Source organism: Sphingomonas sp. (genome assembly GCF_019635455.1).
In the GTDB taxonomy this organism is placed as follows: domain Bacteria; phylum Pseudomonadota; class Alphaproteobacteria; order Sphingomonadales; family Sphingomonadaceae; genus Sphingomonas.
The window spans coordinates 184,655-199,763 of sequence record NZ_JAHBZJ010000002.1; the positions used below are offsets into that span (position 1 = coordinate 184,655).

The 15,109-nt window shown below is 67.2% G+C and carries 16 protein-coding genes; 10 read left to right on the plus strand and 6 right to left on the minus strand.

Annotated elements, in window-relative coordinates; translation table 11 throughout:
* The first annotated feature begins 16 nt into the window (after positions 1 to 16).
* Positions 17 to 784, plus strand: coding sequence for an ATP-binding cassette domain-containing protein (locus KF783_RS03500; RefSeq protein WP_294076609.1), 768 nt, complete (start codon positions 17 to 19; stop codon positions 782 to 784).
* The gene (locus KF783_RS03505; protein WP_294076611.1) at positions 781 to 2,307 is read left to right on the plus strand and encodes an ABC transporter permease/substrate-binding protein; all 1,527 of its coding nucleotides are present in this window, start codon (positions 781 to 783) and stop codon (positions 2,305 to 2,307) included. Before KF783_RS03500 ends, KF783_RS03505 begins: the two co-directional genes overlap by 4 nt.
* A gap of 50 nt (positions 2,308 to 2,357) precedes the next feature.
* On the opposite strand, the gene KF783_RS03510 is transcribed toward KF783_RS03505, so the two are convergent.
* Entirely contained in the window at positions 2,358 to 2,636 is a 279-nt protein-coding gene (locus KF783_RS03510; RefSeq protein WP_294076613.1) for a GNAT family N-acetyltransferase, read from the minus strand.
* A 65-nt stretch (positions 2,637 to 2,701) separates the two neighbouring features.
* Between KF783_RS03510 and KF783_RS03515 the strand changes: the two genes are divergently transcribed.
* The 7 genes from KF783_RS03515 (at position 2,702) to KF783_RS03545 (ending at position 9,348) form a co-directional block, all read left to right on the plus strand.
* On the plus strand, positions 2,702 to 3,592 hold the full coding sequence (locus tag KF783_RS03515; protein ID WP_294076614.1) for a hypothetical protein: 891 nt from the start codon (positions 2,702 to 2,704) through the stop codon (positions 3,590 to 3,592).
* Positions 3,589 to 5,358, plus strand: coding sequence for a DNA helicase RecQ (gene recQ, locus KF783_RS03520; protein ID WP_294076616.1), 1,770 nt, complete (start codon positions 3,589 to 3,591; stop codon positions 5,356 to 5,358). Before KF783_RS03515 ends, recQ begins: the two co-directional genes overlap by 4 nt.
* 4 nt (positions 5,359 to 5,362) lie before the next feature.
* Positions 5,363 to 5,857, plus strand: a complete 495-nt coding sequence (locus KF783_RS03525; RefSeq protein WP_294076617.1) for a hypothetical protein — start codon at positions 5,363 to 5,365, stop codon at positions 5,855 to 5,857.
* Positions 5,858 to 5,870: 13 nt separating this feature from the next.
* Complete coding sequence (locus KF783_RS03530; RefSeq protein ID WP_294076619.1) at positions 5,871 to 6,302, plus strand: TIGR01244 family sulfur transferase; 432 nt, start codon at positions 5,871 to 5,873, stop codon at positions 6,300 to 6,302.
* A complete protein-coding gene (locus KF783_RS03535) occupies positions 6,299 to 6,694 on the plus strand; it encodes a hypothetical protein (protein ID WP_294076621.1) in 396 nt (131 codons plus the stop codon). Before KF783_RS03530 ends, KF783_RS03535 begins: the two co-directional genes overlap by 4 nt.
* A 63-nt stretch (positions 6,695 to 6,757) precedes the next feature.
* Entirely contained in the window at positions 6,758 to 7,759 is a 1,002-nt protein-coding gene (locus KF783_RS03540; RefSeq protein WP_294076622.1) for a sterol desaturase family protein, read from the plus strand.
* Between the two features lie 17 nt (positions 7,760 to 7,776).
* On the plus strand, positions 7,777 to 9,348 hold the full coding sequence (locus tag KF783_RS03545; protein WP_294076624.1) for an FAD-dependent oxidoreductase: 1,572 nt from the start codon (positions 7,777 to 7,779) through the stop codon (positions 9,346 to 9,348).
* 91 nt (positions 9,349 to 9,439) lie between these two features.
* On the opposite strand, the gene KF783_RS03550 is transcribed toward KF783_RS03545, so the two are convergent.
* The 5 genes from KF783_RS03550 to KF783_RS03570 all read right to left on the minus strand — a co-directional run bounded on the left by KF783_RS03550 (position 9,440) and on the right by KF783_RS03570 (position 12,706).
* The gene (locus tag KF783_RS03550) at positions 9,440 to 10,780 is read right to left on the minus strand and encodes an ammonium transporter (RefSeq protein WP_294076625.1); all 1,341 of its coding nucleotides are present in this window, start codon (positions 10,778 to 10,780) and stop codon (positions 9,440 to 9,442) included.
* A 14-nt stretch (positions 10,781 to 10,794) separates the two neighbouring features.
* Positions 10,795 to 11,133 carry a P-II family nitrogen regulator gene (locus KF783_RS03555; RefSeq protein ID WP_294076626.1) on the minus strand — a complete coding sequence of 113 codons (339 nt, stop codon included), beginning with the start codon at positions 11,131 to 11,133 and terminating at the stop codon, positions 10,795 to 10,797.
* A gap of 144 nt (positions 11,134 to 11,277) precedes the next feature.
* A complete protein-coding gene (locus KF783_RS03560; protein WP_294076628.1) occupies positions 11,278 to 11,481 on the minus strand; it encodes a DUF2007 domain-containing protein in 204 nt (67 codons plus the stop codon).
* Entirely contained in the window at positions 11,481 to 12,032 is a 552-nt protein-coding gene (locus KF783_RS03565) for a pyridoxamine 5'-phosphate oxidase family protein (protein WP_294076630.1), read from the minus strand. Before KF783_RS03565 ends, KF783_RS03560 begins: the two co-directional genes overlap by 1 nt.
* 71 nt (positions 12,033 to 12,103) lie before the next feature.
* On the minus strand, positions 12,104 to 12,706 hold the full coding sequence (locus KF783_RS03570; protein WP_294076958.1) for a TetR/AcrR family transcriptional regulator: 603 nt from the start codon (positions 12,704 to 12,706) through the stop codon (positions 12,104 to 12,106).
* Between the two features lie 166 nt (positions 12,707 to 12,872).
* Between KF783_RS03570 and KF783_RS03575 the strand changes: the two genes are divergently transcribed.
* Complete coding sequence (locus tag KF783_RS03575) at positions 12,873 to 15,101, plus strand: TonB-dependent receptor (RefSeq protein ID WP_294076632.1); 2,229 nt, start codon at positions 12,873 to 12,875, stop codon at positions 15,099 to 15,101.
* Positions 15,102 to 15,109 lie beyond the last annotated feature (8 nt).

Here is a 15,109-nt window from a genome sequence, read left to right on the forward strand (position 1 = left end):
CCCACAACGGCGCGCGATGCCAGCGCAAACCGGTCCTGCGGTCACGCTCGAACATGTGACGAAGCGCTATGGCGCGACCTGCGCGCTCGACGGCGTCGAGGTGACGATCGCGGCGAACAGCTTCGTCGCGCTGGTCGGCACATCCGGATCGGGCAAATCGACCCTGCTCAAGACGATCAACCGGCTGGTGGATCCCGACAGCGGGTGCGTGCGGGTCGGCGATGCCGATGTCCGTGCGCAGCCACCCCATCTGCTGCGGCGGCGAATCGGCTATGTGTTTCAGAATATCGGCCTGTTTCCCCATCTGAGCGTGGCGGAGAATATCGCGATCGCGCTGCGCGTCGGCGGATCGCGCGACAATGGCGCACGCGTCGCGGAGCTGTTGGCGCTGGTCGATCTGCCCGCCGATGCCGGCGCGCGCATGCCCGATCAGCTTTCGGGCGGACAGCGCCAGCGGGTGGGCGTCGCCCGCGCGCTCGCCACCGCGCCGGGCCTGATGCTGATGGACGAGCCGTTCGGCGCGCTCGATCCCGTCACGCGCGACGCGCTCGGCCGCTCGGTCCGCGCGCTGCACGACCGGCTGGGCCTCACCACCCTGTTGGTGACGCACGACATGGCCGAGGCGCTGCTGCTCGCCGATCGGGTGCTGGTGATGGCGCATGGCCGGATCGTCGCCGATGCGACGCCCGCCCAGCTGATCGGTGGCATGGGCGGTCCCGAGGCCGAGGCGCTGATCGCGGTGCCGATGGCGCAGGCCCGCCGACTCGCCGGGTTACAGCCATGAGCGGCGCGTTCGCCCGGGTTCCCGAATTGATGGCCAGCCATTTGCTGCTGGCGATGGCAGCGCTTGCGCTGGGCGTCGCGATCAGCCTGCCGCTCGCGGTCGCGGCGGCACGGCACCCCCAGCTCGGGCAGCTGGCGCTGGGCGGCGCGAGCCTGGTGCAGACGATCCCCTCGCTCGCCCTGCTCGCGCTCTTCTATCCGCTGCTGCTCGGCATGCGCGGACTGGTCGGGGACTGGCTGCCCGCGCTCGGCTTTCTGCCGGCCCTGCTCGCACTCACCCTCTATGCGATCCTGCCGGTGCTGCGAAACGGGGTGACCGGACTCGCCACGCTCGACCCGGCGATCGTCGAGGCGGCGGACGGCGTGGGCATGACCCCTCGCCAGAAGCTGTGGCTGGTGCAGGCGCCGCTCGTCGCGCCCGTGGTCATGGCGGGGATCCGCACCGCCGCGGTCTGGACGATCGGCGCGGCGACATTGTCCACCACCGTCGGCCAGCCCAGCCTGGGCGACCTGATCTTTGCGGGGCTCCAGACGCAGAACTGGGCGCTCGTCCTGGCCGGATGCATCGGCGCGGCGGCGCTCGCCATGGGCGTGGACCTGATCCTGTCGGTCGCCGAACGCGGCATCCGCGATCGCCAGCCGATGCTGGTGCGGATGAGCGCGGGGACGCTGCTCGCGGCGATCTGCGCCGCGGCGGTGGCGCTCGCCCCTGTTGCGGGCGGCCGGACGGTGGTGATCGGAGCAAAGGGGTTTTCCGAACAATATATCCTTGCGCGGCTGATCGGCCACCGGCTCGAAGGTGCCGGATATCGGGTCGAATATCGCGAGGGCCTGGGTTCGGCGGTCGCGTTCGGCGCGCTGGCCGGTGACGATATCGACGCCTATGTCGACTATTCGGGGACGATCTGGACCAACCAGATGCGACGCGGCGATGTGCCGTCCCGCGCGCGGATCGTCGCCGGCGTCGGGCGCTGGGCGCGCGAGGCCCATGGCGTCGGCATGGTGGGCGCGCTGGGGTTCGAAAACGCCTACGCCTTCGCGATGCGCGACGATGATGCGAAACGGCGGGGCATCGCGTCGATCGCCGACCTTGCCCGGCAGGCGCCGCAGTTGAACCTGGCCACCGATATCGAATTTCTCGAACGTCCCGAATGGCGGGCGGTGCGCGACGCCTATGGCCTGCGGTTCAAATCGGCGCGGCCCTATCAGCCGACCTTCATGTATCGCGCGCTGGTGAGCGGGGCGGCGGACGTCATCCCCGCCTTTTCATCCGACGGCCGGATCGCGGCGGAGCGGTTGCGCGTGCTGACCGATCCGAAGGGCGCAATCCCGGGCTATGACGCGATCCTGCTGGTCGCGCCCGGACAGGCGGACAACGCCCGCTTCCTCGCCGCGCTGCGCCCGCTGGTCGGGGCCATTCCCGTCGCGGCGATGCGCCAGGCCAATTACATGGTCGATCGCGACACCGACAAGCGGTCGCCCGAACAGGCCGCACGCTGGCTGGAAAAAACGCTCGGCCTCTAGGCGGCACTTACGTTGAGGATTGCCGTTTCGCCGCCGCATGCGAACACCGCCTAGGCCAGCAGATCCGCCCATTCGGGATGTTTTTCGATATAGGCGGCGACGAAGGGGCATTGCGGCACCACCTTCAGGCCGCGCGCACGCGCATCGCCCAGCGCGTGGCGGATCAGCCGGCTGGCGATGCCGCGTCCTTCCAGCGCGGGCGGCACCAGCGTGTGGGTAAAGGTGATCACTCCATCGTCGATCGTATAATCGGCATGGGCGGTATGCCCCTCCACCTCGATTTCGAACCGGTGCCTGTCGCGATTGTCGCGAACCGTGTCAGATTCCATCTGCATCCTCCCGATTGTCGCGGAAACCGGCCGATGGTAGCGCATCGCGACTGGAGGGCAACGCCGTGAAACTTCGCCTGATGATGTTGGTGTGCGGGCTTATGTTCCTGGCCAGCGCGGGGCCGCCGGGCAAAGTGGTCCGCGCCGGCCAGAAGATCAGCTGGACGATGGGCGAGGGGCGCAAACTCTATCGCTATGGCGATCTGACCGCGATTTTCGACCGCGTGCAATGCGCGCCGCTGGGCGACGATTGTGAGGAAGGGGACGTCAACCCCATGCTCACCATCGTCCGCACCGACGGGGCGAAGGTCGAGCTGGAAGGCTCGCCGATGCAGAACATCCTGATGCTGGGGCCGCTGACGCGTGGCGGGCCGGCGGCGGCGTTCTTTCAGAGCTATACCGGCGGCATGCATTGTTGCGAGCAGATGCGCGTGGTGACGCCCGGCCCCGATGGCCTGAAGGTGGTCGATCTGGGCAGTTATGACGGGATGGACATCGGCTGGCCGCGCGACGTCGATGGCGACGGCACGCTCGATTTCGTCGTGACCGACGACAATTTCCTCTACGCCTTCGAAAGCTATGCCGCCAGCTATGCGCCGCCCCGGGTGCTGAATGTCGTCGGCGACAAGGCGGTGGACGTGACCGGCGAACCGCGTTTTCGCGCCGTGTTCGCCAAACCGATGGCGGAAACGCGAAAGGTCTGCGCCAGTGGCAAGTTTCCCAACGGCGCGTGCGCGGCCTATGCCGCCATGGCCGCACGCACCGGACAGTTCGACGCCGCCTGGCCGATCGTCCTGTCGCATTACAACAAGCTGACCGGGGTGTGGCCCGAAGGGTGCAAGGTCGCGCGCGACGCCGACGCCAACTGCCCCGAGGGAAAGGAAATCGCCTATCCCGATTATCCTGCCGCACTGCGCGCTTTTCTCGTGGAGAATGGTTATATCCCCGCGGCATGACCCCCCGCGACATCCTCAAGACGACCTTCGGCTTTTCTGATTTTCGTGGCGTCCAGGCGCAGGTGATCGATCGCGTGCTGGGCGGAGAGCGGACGCTAGCGGTCATGCCGACCGGGGCGGGAAAGTCGCTTACCTATCAGCTGCCGGCGGTGATGATGGAGGGGACGTGCGTGGTCGTCTCCCCGCTGATCGCGCTGATGCACGACCAGCTGCGCGCGGCCGACGCGCTGGGCATTCGCGCCGCGACGCTGACCAGCGTGGACGAAAATCGCGCGGAGACGATCGAGCGGTTCCGGGCCGGCGATCTCGATCTGTTGTACGTCGCGCCCGAACGCGCGTCGGGCGAGGGGTTCCGGAACCTGCTTCGCGCCGCGCGGATCGCGCTGTTCGCGATCGACGAGGCGCATTGCGTGAGCGAATGGGGCCATGACTTCCGCCCCGACTATCGCCTGTTGCGCCCGTTGATGGACGCGTTTCCGGATGTGCCGCGCCTGGCGCTGACCGCCACCGCCGACGCACATACCCGCGCCGACATTCTCGACCAGCTGGGCATCGCCGCCGACGGGCTGATCGTCGCCGGGTTCGACCGGCCCAACATCCGCTACGCGATCGCGCCGCGCGACAATGGCACCCGCCAGATCGCCGAGTTCATCGCCGGCCAGAGCGGCCCCGGCATCGTCTATGCGCCGACCCGCAACGCGGTGGAGAGGCTGGCCGAAAAGCTCGCATCGACCGGGCGCCCGGTCGCGCCCTACCATGCCGGGCTGGATCCCGCCGTGCGCAAGCGCAACCAGGCGGCGTTCGTCGCGAGCGAGGACATGGTGATCGTCGCAACGGTGGCTTTCGGTATGGGGATCGACAAGCCGGACGTCCGCTTCGTCGTTCATGCCGGCCTGCCCAAATCGGTCGAGGCCTATTATCAGGAAACCGGGCGCGCCGGGCGCGACGGCGATCCGGCGGTCGCCCAGCTCTACTGGGGCGCGGACGATTTCGCGCGCGCACGCCAGCGGATCGGCGAGGTCGAGGCGGGGCGACAGGCGGGCGAGCGCGCCCGGCTCAACGCGATGGGCGCGCTGGTGGAAACGGCGGGATGTCGTCGCGCGATCCTGCTGCGCCATTTCGGCGAGGATCCGCCCGCGCGCTGCGGCAATTGCGACAATTGCCTGTCGCCGCCGGCCGCGCTGGACGCCAGTGTGCTCGCCCAGAAATATCTTTCCGCCGTGTTCCGCACCGGACAGATGTTCGGCACCGGCTATGTCGAAAGCGTGCTCACCGGCCAGTCGAGCGAGCGCAGCCTGATGAACGGGCATGAGGCCCTGTCGGTCTGGGGCATTGTCGAGGGGGAGGAGGCGGCATTGCTGAAACCGGTCGGCCGCGCGCTGTTGCTGCGCGACGCGCTGCGCACCAATCCGCACGGGGGACTCGAATTCGGGCCGGCGGCGCGCGCGATCCTGAAGGGCGAAGCGGAGCTGTCGCTGATCGTGCCGCCCAAGCGCGAGCGGCGGCGCGGGGGCGCGGTGGCGGGCGGCGCCAACCCGGTCGGCGATCCGCTGTTCGACGCGCTGCGCGAGCGGCGGCGGATCCTGGCGCAGGAGCGCGGCGTTCCGCCCTATGTCATCTTTCACGATTCGGTGCTGCGCGAGATGGCGAGCGCCCGGCCGGCGACGCTGGCCGATCTGTCGCGCATCCCCGGCATTGGCGCGGCCAAGCTGGCATCCTATGGCGACATCTTTCTTGAGGTCGTTCACGAGGCCGTCGATGCATAAGCCAATGATCCTGATGCTGGGGGCCGCGCTGCTCGGCTGTGCGCCCGCGCCCGGCCCCGCCGCCGGTACCGGGCCGGGCGAGACCGTCGGCCTGACGATCAAGAGCTGGGGCAAGCCGCTCTTTGCATGGACGCTGACCCCGCAAGGCGAAGGCGTGTTCACCTATGCCGATGAAGGCGCGACCAAGGACTTTCGCGACTATGTGCTGAAGACCAAGCGGATCAGCGCCGGACGCGCCGGCTATGCCCAGGTCGCGAAGCTGCTGTCGCCGGGTCGGCGCTATGCGGGCGAAAAGCTGCCGTGCGAGCGGCGGATCACCGACATGCCCTATGGCGTGATCAGCTGGGGCGCAGAGCCGGCGATGCAGGTCAAATACGACCTGGGGTGCCAGTCGGCAGCGACCACGCCCGTCTATGACGGAATGAAGCGCGCCCAGGACCTGATGAAGGGTTGGGCGGACAAGGAACCGGTCGCCGAAACCCGGCCGGGCGGGCAATAGGAAGGAGTCGAGCATGGAATTGCGCAGGATCGACGAGACGATCACCGTGTCGCCGCAGATCGACCCCGCCGACGTGACCGAAATCGCGCGCGCGGGGTTCAGGGCGATCATCTGCAACCGCCCCGACGACGAGGAACCGGGGCAGCCGTCGGGCGCCGCGATCCGCACCGTCGCCGAGACGATGGGCCTGGCCTATCATGCGATCCCCGTCACCTCCGCCGGCTTTTCCGCGCCGCAGGTCGCGGCGATGCGCGACGCGATCGATGCGGCCGGCGGACCCGTGCTCGCCTTTTGCCGGTCGGGAACCCGCTCCACCAACCTGTGGGCGCTGAGCGAGGCGAGCCGGGGCCGGCCGGCGGACGAGATGATCGGCAAGGCTGCCGGTGCCGGCTACGACATCACCGGCCTGCGCCCGATGCTCGACGCCTTGTCGGGCAAGGCGTGAACTGGGCGCTGACCGCCGGCTCGCTCGCGGCGGTGCTGGCGCTCGCCGGCGTCGCGCGGCTGCTGCGGCTGGGCGGTCCCCGTCCGATCGCGTCGGGCGAAGACGCGGTCGCGATCGCCGACGCGATGGTGACCGGGTTCACGGGACGCGCCGGCATCGTGTCCGCCAGCGGCGCGCACGCCGCCGCGACCAGCGGGCCGGGCGATTGCGTGCTGATCGAGCCGATGGGCGCGCGCTACCGCGCACAGCGGATCGCCGGCGCCCGCATCGCGATGCTGAGCGATGGCGACGGCACCGTGGTGACGATCGCCACCGCGCCGGAAACGCTGGTCCGCATCACCGTCGCCGACACGGCGGCCGCGCGCCGTTTTGCGGAGATATTGGGTGACTGACATGCGTTGCCGTCTTGCACCGCATTGCCTCTCTCGCTTATTTACATCCGTGTAAGGAGAGCGATGCCCAAGCTGCCCAACCCGGTCGACCTGGCGGTGCCGGCCTTCATCCTGCTGGTGCTGGCGGAGATGGCGGTCGCGCGGTGGAAGGATCGCAGCCGCTATTGCCCGCGCGACACGCTCACCTCGCTGCTGCTGGGGTTCGGCAGCACGATCGCCGGGGTACTGGCCGGCGGACTGGTGTTCGCGATGGCGGTGGGGGTGTACCGGTACCGCCTCTTCGACATCTCCTGGGCGTGGTACTGGTTCGTGGTCGCGTTCGTGCTCGACGACCTGGCCTATTATGCGTTTCACCGTTCCGCGCATCGGGTACGCTGGTTCTGGGCAAGCCACGTCATCCATCACAGTTCGCAGCATTATAATCTGTCCACCGCATTACGGCAGACCTGGACCGGGTTTTTCAGCCTGACCTTTCTGTTCCGGCTGCCGCTGTTCCTGATCGGCTTTCCGCCGGCGATGGTGTTTTTCGTGGCGGGGGTGAACCTCGTCTATCAATTCTGGATCCATACCGAGGTGATCGGGCGGATGCCGCGCTGGTTCGAGGCGGTGATGAACACCCCCTCGCACCACCGCGTCCATCACGCGACGAACCCGCGCTATCTCGACAAGAATTATGCCGGGGTCTTCATCATCTGGGACCGGATGTTCGGGACGTTCGAACCCGAACGCGACGACGAGCGGCCGCGCTATGGCATCGTCCACAACCTGCCGGATTTCAACCTGATCCGCGCGGCGTTCCACGAATGGTGGGGAATCGCGAAGGACGTATGGAGCGCCCCGAACTGGCACGCCCGCTGGCGCTATATGTTCGCACCACCGGGGTGGAGCCATGACGGCAGTCGCGATACATCGGAGACGATCAAGGCGCGCTGGCTGGCGCGGGAAGAGGGGTGTCGGCAACGGTCCGCCAGCGCGGATCACGGCTCCGCCCCGCTTGCCCGACCGGCCGTCTCCACCGCCCCCTCTGTGGGGGACCGGACGGGGGAGCGGGCCGGAACCGCCTAGCCAAAGGCTCGAACACGATGGAAGAAGCCGATATCGTCGTCATCGGGGCCGGATCGGGCGGCAGCGCGGCCGCGGGCCGGCTGAGCGAGGACGGAAAATACAGCGTCGCGGTGATCGAGGCGGGCGGGCGCAACACCGGCTTTCGCACGCTGATGCCCGGCGCGATCGCGATGCAGACGCCGGCAACCAACTGGGGGTTCGAAACGGTCCCCCAACCGGGGCTGAACGGGCGGCGCGGTTATCAGCCGCGCGGGCGCGGCCTGGGGGGATCGAGCGCGATCAACGCGATGCTCTACATTCGCGGCCACCCCTGGGACTATGATCATTGGGCGGCGCTGGGCTGTACCGGCTGGGCCTGGGAAGACGTCTTGCCGGTGTTCCGCCGCAGTGAGGCGAATGCGCGCGGCGCCGATGCGTTTCATGGCGCGGACGGCCCGTTGCACGTCAGCGACCAGAGCTTCGTCAATCCCGGCACCCGCGCCTTTATCGACGCTGCGGCTTCGTTGCAGATCCCCCGCAACGACGATTTCAACGGCCCGCGGCAGGAGGGCGTGGGTCTGTATCAGGTCACACAACGCGGCGGCGAACGCTGGACCGCGGCGCGCGGCTATCTGGCCGAACGCCCGAATCTGGAGGTGATCTGCGAGGCGACGGTCGAGCGCATCCTGTTCGAGGAAGGACGCATATGGGGCGTCGCCTATACGCGCGACGGCACGACGCGGATGATCCGGGCGCGCCGCGCCGTGGTGCTGGCGGGCGGCGTGTTCGGCACCGCACAGACGCTGATGCTGTCGGGAATCGGGCCGGGCGCGCACCTTGCCGAACTGGGCCTGCCGGTGCGCGTGGCCCGCGACGAGGTGGGCGGAAACCTTCAGGACCATCTTGACTATGTCGCCGCGTTCGAGACGCGCGGGCGCGCCTTTCTCGGGCGGTCGCTGATGGGATCGTTGAGCGGGCTGGGGGCGATGTGGCGCTGGTTCCGCTCGCGCAGTGGGGTGATGACGTCGCCCTTTGCCGAGGGCGGCGCGTTCCTGCGCAGCGACCCGTCGCTCCCCGCGCCCGACATCCAGCTGCATTTCCTGATCGCGATCGTCGAGGATCATGGCCGCGCAAAGGTGACGGCCCATGGCTATAGCTGCCATGCGTGCGTCCTGCGACCGGAGAGCCGGGGGACGGTGCGGCTGAAGTCGCTCGATCCGCGCGCCGCGCCGCTGATCGATCCGCGATTCCTGAGCGATCCGCGCGACCTGGCCGCGCTGATGCACGGCACGCGGATGATGTACCGCATCCTCGAACAGGCGCCGCTCGCCGATTATGGCGGCAAGGATCGCTATCCGTTCGACGACGACGAAACGCTGGAGCGGCTGATCCGCGCACGCGCCGATACCATCTATCACCCGGTCGGCACCGCGCGCATGGGATCGGATGCCGACGCGGTGTGCGATCCGCACCTGCGCGTGCGCGGCGTGGAGGGGCTGTATGTCGCCGACGCGTCGGTGATGCCGCGGCTGATCGGCGGCAACACCAACGCGCCGAGCATCATGATCGGTGAGCGTTGCGCCGATTTCGTCCGGGCGGACCTGCGCTAAAAAAAACGGGCCGGTGGGGATGCCACCGGCCCAGTCGTCCGCAGGAGGAACCCCGGGAGGGCCGCACCGGATGGGGTGCGGCCCGATTTCGTCAATAATTGTAGGCGCGCTCGCCATGCTCGCCGAGATCGAGACCTTCCTGCTCGACTTCGGGAGCGACGCGGCCGCCGGTGAGCGCCTTGGCGACGATGATCGCGATGGCCGTGCCGACCGCCGAGATCAGGATCGTCGCGGCCACGGCGGACACCTGCGTCACCAACTGCGTGCCGATCGAGAAGTCGGCAGCGCCCGGACCGCCGAGCGACGGCGCATAGACGATGCCGGTGCCGATCGCACCGACGATGCCGCCGATGCCATGGATGCCGAACGCGTCGAGCGAGTCGTCATAGCCGAGCTTGGGCTTCACCACGGTCACGAAGAAGAAGCAGATGACCGAGGCGACGGCGCCCAGCACGATCGCGCCGAACGGACCCGAATTGCCCGCCGCCGGGGTGACCGCGACCAGGCCGGCGATCACGCCCGAGCAGAAGCCCAGCGCCGACGGCTTGTGTCCGGCGGCCCGCTCCGCGAGCATCCAGAACAGTGCGGCAGAGGCGGTGGCAACGAAGGTGTTGATCATCGCCAGCGCCGCCGATCCGTTCGCTTCCAGCGCGGATCCGGCGTTGAAGCCGAACCAGCCCACCCACAACAGGCCGGTGCCGACAAAGGTCAGCGTCAGCGAGTGCGGCGGCATCGCGGTTTCCGGATAGCCGATCCGCTTGCCGAGGAGCAGCGCGGCGACCAGCGCCGAAACGCCGGCGTTGATATGCACCACCGTGCCGCCCGCGAAATCGAGCGCGCCCATCTCAAAGAACTTGCCGCCCGCAGCCCAGACCATGTGCGCCACCGGGAAGTAAACGATGGTGAGCCAGATCAGCGCGAAGACCATCACCGCGGAAAACTTGATCCGCTCGACCACCGATCCCAGCACCAGCGCGATGGTGATTGCCGCGAAGGTCATCTGGAAACAGATGAACACATATTCCGGAATCTCGACACCATCGGTGAAGGTCGCGGCCTGGCTCGACGGGGTAACGCCGGCCAGGAACGCCTTGCCGAAACCGGAAATATAGGGCTTCAGCGCGTCCGACGCGTCGGGGCCGAACGCCATGGTGTAGCCATACATCACCCAGATCAGCATGGCGAAGCACATCACCGCGCCGATCTGCGTCATCACCGACAACATGTTCTTCGTGCGGACCAGGCCGCCGTAGAACAGCGCCAGGCCCGGCACGATCATCATGAGGACGAGGATGGTCGCGACCATCATCCAGGCGGTGTCGCCCTTGTCCACGGTTGCAGCGGGCGCCGCGGCGTCCTGCGCCCAGGCGGGCAGCGCCGCGAACAGCGCGGCACCCGCGCCTGCTGCGGCAAGTTTCAGAGCAATCTTCATCGATACCCCCTTCATCACAGCGCCGTCTGATCGGTTTCGCCGGTGCGGATGCGCACCGCCTGACCGACATCGAGCACGAAGATCTTGCCGTCGCCGATCGCGCCGGTGTTGGCCGAGGCCTGAATCGCCTCGACCACGCGCCCCGCGAGATCGGAGGCGCAGACCACCTCGATCTTGATCTTTGGCACCATGTTGGTGCTGTATTCCGCGCCGCGGTAGATTTCGGTCTGGCCCTTTTGCCGCCCGAACCCCTTCACCTCGGTCACGGTCATGCCCGCGACGCCCAACTCCGTGAGCGCCTCGCGGACGTCATCCAGCTTGAACGGCTTGATGATGGCGATGACGAGTTTCATTCCGCCCCCTTTCGCTTTTGACCCGGGGTTCCTTTCAGCAAAGGCCGTGCCAGAGTCGCGATTGGCGGATTTCCGGGCGCGTGACGCCGGCCGAACCGTTAACAAAAGTTAAAAATTGTGCAGTCGCGAACGTCTGCCTATTTTTTAGGCTTCGCGAAGCACTGCCTGCGCGGCAGGCAGGTCGTCCGCGTCGATCATCACCCGCACAGGGATCAACGCCGCCAGACTCCCCTCGACGATGCTCGCCCCGGCATCGAACGCGACGGCGGGAATCCCCTCCGCCGCCAGCCGACCGATCACCATATGCGCCTCCGGCGGTGGGAAACGCCCCAGTTCGACCAGCGCCATCAGCCGGCCGGGATCGTCGGATTGCGCACCGGCAGGCCGTCGATGCTGGCGGTCCGCACCGCATATTTGGCGAAGCGTTCGGCGTCGCCATGGCTGGAATGATATTTCGCCAGCGTCTCGCGCGGGCGGTCGAACCGCATATGGGGAACGCCCCACCCGCATGACGTCTGCACGCTGTCGATGGCGATCACGAAAATCTGTCGCGTTCCGGGGAGCAGTGTGAAGTGCGCCGCAATATCCGCCCAGTCGGCGTCCTGGGGCAACACCGGGCGGCCCCGCCCATAGATGCGCAGGATCAGCGCCGGATTGTCGAAGGCACAGAACATCACGGTGATCCGCCCGTCCGCCAGCAGGTGGGCGTTGGTCTCGTTCCCCGATCCCGCGACGTCCAGATAGGCGGCCCGGTCCGAATCGAGGACCCGGAAACAGTCCATCCCCTTGGGACTGAGATTGATCCGCGCATCCGCCGCCGCCGTGGCGACGAAGAAGACCGGCTGCCGGGCGATGAAGTCGCGGTGCGCGTCGCCCAGCCTGTCGTAAAATTCCGCCATCGTACGATCCTGCGCTCGCCATGCGGCGATGTCCACCGACCGCTACTGGCCGCGGCGGAGCATGCCGTGCGTCAGCTGTCGGCAGCGAGGCCCCGGGCCAGCATCTGGGCAATGGTGTCGGCGATCTCGTCGGTCGGCGCATCCTCGCTCCAGACGCCGTAGCGCAGGCCCAGGAATACGTTCATCCCCATGATCGCCCAGGCATGCACCTCCGACACGTCGGAGCGGATCTCGCCCCGCGCCGCCGCCGCCTTCAACCGCGTCTCGATCCGATCGGCGGTCGTCGCATAATGGAGTCGGAAGCTCGCGGGATCGACGAATTCGGCCTCGTCGATGATCCGGTAGATTTCCTTGTGCCGGCGCACGAAGCCGATGAACTGCTCCAGGCCCGCGCGTTCGGCCGCGATCTGTTCCGGCGCGGCGCGGATTGCCGGCGCGACATATTCGCGCACCTGTTCGCTCATGTCGCGGACCAGCGCGCGGAACACCGCATCCTTCGAATCGAAATAGGTGTAAAAGCTGCCCAGCGCGACGCCGGCGCGACGGGTGATCCCGCTGATCGATCCGTCGTGAAACCCCTTTTCCCCGAATTCGGCCGCCGCCGCGTCGAGAATCGCGCGCAGCGTCCGCCGCCCGCGCGCGGTGCGGGGCGCCTTGCCCTCGCTCGCGGCCAGCTCGGCGCCTGCCGGCGTGACTGTGGCACCGCTGCCACGCTCATCGGACACTCGACATCTCCCCCTCATCCGGAAGTTGAAACCCGGTTCATGTTTCAGTATAGGCTCGCGCAACGTCTTACAAGCCGGGAACCTAGCCCGGCTGCGTTCTGGGGAGGAAGCACCGATGCTACGCCTGATTTCGTCTGCTCGTACCGTTCTGTATGCCGGCGCCGCGCTCGGCGCACTCGCCGCGACGCCTGCGCTTGCGCAGGATGGCGGGAGCGACACCGTCGCCACGGCGGAAGGCGCCGATGACGGCGCCATCGTCGTCACCGCGCGCCGCCGCGAGGAAACGCTGATCGACGTGCCGATTTCGATGTCGGTCGTGTCGGGCGACGATCTGATCAAGACCGCCGCGCCGGACATCACCGCGCTTCAGGACAAGACGCCGAACCTGACGTTGCAGATCGCGCGCGGGTCGAACTCGACGATGATCGCGTTCAGCCGCGGCGTCGGCCAGCAGGATCCGCTGTGGGGCTTCGAACCGGGCGTCGCGCTCTATATCGACGATGTCTATGTCGCGCGTCCGCAGAACGCGATCCTCGACATTTTCGATGTCCAGCGGGTCGAAGTGCTGCGCGGGCCGCAGGGAACGCTCTATGGCCGCAACACGATCGGCGGCGCGATCAAATATGTCACCAAGCGGATGGGCGACGATTTCTCGGCGACCGGCCGCGTCTCCTATGGCAGCTATAACCAGCTCGACTTGGTCGGCTCGGTCTCGGTCCCGCTGATGGACGGGCTGTCGATCGGCGGCGCGATCGCCCGGTACAAGCGGGACGGCTATGGCAAGAACTACAACACCGGCGTGGACCAGTATGACAAGGACGTGCTGGCCGGGCGCCTGTCGCTCGAATATGCGCCGACCGACAATATCTTCATCCGCGTCGCGGGCGACCGCACGGTCGACAAGTCGAACCCGCGCCATGGCCACCGGCTGGAGGGCAATGGCGGAATCGCATCCTATAATCCGGTCGGCAGCGTCTATGACACCGCCGCGGGGGCGGGCGACTATAACCGGGTGATGAGCCAGGGCGTGTCGGCAACCGCCGAGATCGGCCTGGGCAGCGGCCTGACCTTCAAGTCGATCACCGCATGGCGCAACGGCAACACCGACACGATCATCGATTTCGACAATACCCCGGCGCCGACGCTGGACATTCCCGCCTATTATCAGGACCGCCAGTTCACCCAGGAACTCCAGCTTCTCTATGAAGGCGATCGGCTCCAGGGCGTGTTCGGTCTCTATTACCTCAACGCCCGCGCCAGCGGTGCGTTCGACACGGTGCTGGGCCTCGCCAATCTGACGATCCTGACCTCCGGCACGGTCGATACCAAGAGCTATGCCGCGTTCGGCGACTTCAGCTACGATCTGACCGATCAGCTCAAGCTCTCGGTCGGCGGTCGCTATACGAAGGACGACAAGACCGGATCGGTCTATCGCCAGAACTTCACCGGCATCCGCAGCCCGCGGTTCGGCAATGCGACTGCGGTCCCCGGCCTGCTGCGCACCAACTACACCAACGACCGCAGCTTCGAACAGTTCACCCCGCGCATCTCGCTCAGCTACGAACCGCGCCAGGATCTCAATTTCTACGCCAGCTGGGGCAAGGGCTTCAAATCGGGCGGCTTCGACATGCGCGGAGACGCGGTGCTGACGCCGACCACGGTGAACGGATATAAGCCGGAAAAGATCGACTCCTATGAAGTCGGCATGAAGGGCGCGTTCCTGAACCGCACCTTCTTCCTCAACCTCGCCGGCTATTATTCGGATTACAAGGACCAGCAGGTCACGATCCAGGCGCCGGCCGCGGGCGGCACCATCGCCAGCTTCGTCGATAACGCCGGCAAGGCGGTGATCTATGGCTTCGAGGCCGAGGCGCGGGTCGTGCCGTCGCGGCATTTCTCGACCAGCTTCGTGCTTGGCTACACCAATGCCGATTACAAGGAGTTCTTCACCTATATCGCCGGCGGAACCACCCCGATCGACGTGTCCGATCAGCGCGTGTTCCAGAACACGCCGAAATGGACGGCCAACGCCTCCGCCACCTGGTCGGAGGATTTCGCGGGCGGCACCTTGTCCTTCACCCCCGCCATCTCGATGCGCAGCGACATCTCGATGTTCGAATACACGTCGCCGCTGGATCAGGACGGCTATTTCCTGGTCGATGCCAGCGCCAACTGGACGTCCGGCGACGGCCGCTACCGGATCGGCGTGGCCGGGCGTAACCTGACCGACGAACGCTATCGGGTCGGCGGCTATTATTTCCCCGGCGCGCTCTTCGGCAATTCGATCATCGGCTATTATGGCCCGCCGCGCACCTTCACCGCGACGGTCGAAGTCCGCTTCTGATCCGAAGC

Bases quoted from the DNA above. Each gene is read 5' to 3' on its own strand.
- KF783_RS03560 (WP_294076628.1), bottom strand. From the start codon at position 11,481: ATGGCGCTGGTCGAACTGGGGCGTTTCCCACCGCCGGAGGCGCATATG.
- KF783_RS03530 (WP_294076619.1), top strand. From the start codon at position 5,871: ATGGAATTGCGCAGGATCGACGAGACGATCACCGTGTCGCCGCAGATC.
- recQ (WP_294076616.1), top strand. From the start codon at position 3,589: ATGACCCCCCGCGACATCCTCAAGACGACCTTCGGCTTTTCTGATTTT.
- KF783_RS03510 (WP_294076613.1), bottom strand. From the start codon at position 2,636: ATGGAATCTGACACGGTTCGCGACAATCGCGACAGGCACCGGTTCGAA.
- KF783_RS03500 (WP_294076609.1), top strand. From the start codon at position 17: ATGCCAGCGCAAACCGGTCCTGCGGTCACGCTCGAACATGTGACGAAG.
- KF783_RS03575 (WP_294076632.1), top strand. From the start codon at position 12,873: ATGCTACGCCTGATTTCGTCTGCTCGTACCGTTCTGTATGCCGGCGCC.
- KF783_RS03545 (WP_294076624.1), top strand. From the start codon at position 7,777: ATGGAAGAAGCCGATATCGTCGTCATCGGGGCCGGATCGGGCGGCAGC.
- KF783_RS03525 (WP_294076617.1), top strand. From the start codon at position 5,363: ATGATCCTGATGCTGGGGGCCGCGCTGCTCGGCTGTGCGCCCGCGCCC.
- KF783_RS03540 (WP_294076622.1), top strand. From the start codon at position 6,758: ATGCCCAAGCTGCCCAACCCGGTCGACCTGGCGGTGCCGGCCTTCATC.
- KF783_RS03565 (WP_294076630.1), bottom strand. From the start codon at position 12,032: ATGGCGGAATTTTACGACAGGCTGGGCGACGCGCACCGCGACTTCATC.
- KF783_RS03550 (WP_294076625.1), bottom strand. From the start codon at position 10,780: ATGAAGATTGCTCTGAAACTTGCCGCAGCAGGCGCGGGTGCCGCGCTG.
- KF783_RS03555 (WP_294076626.1), bottom strand. From the start codon at position 11,133: ATGAAACTCGTCATCGCCATCATCAAGCCGTTCAAGCTGGATGACGTC.
- KF783_RS03505 (WP_294076611.1), top strand. From the start codon at position 781: ATGAGCGGCGCGTTCGCCCGGGTTCCCGAATTGATGGCCAGCCATTTG.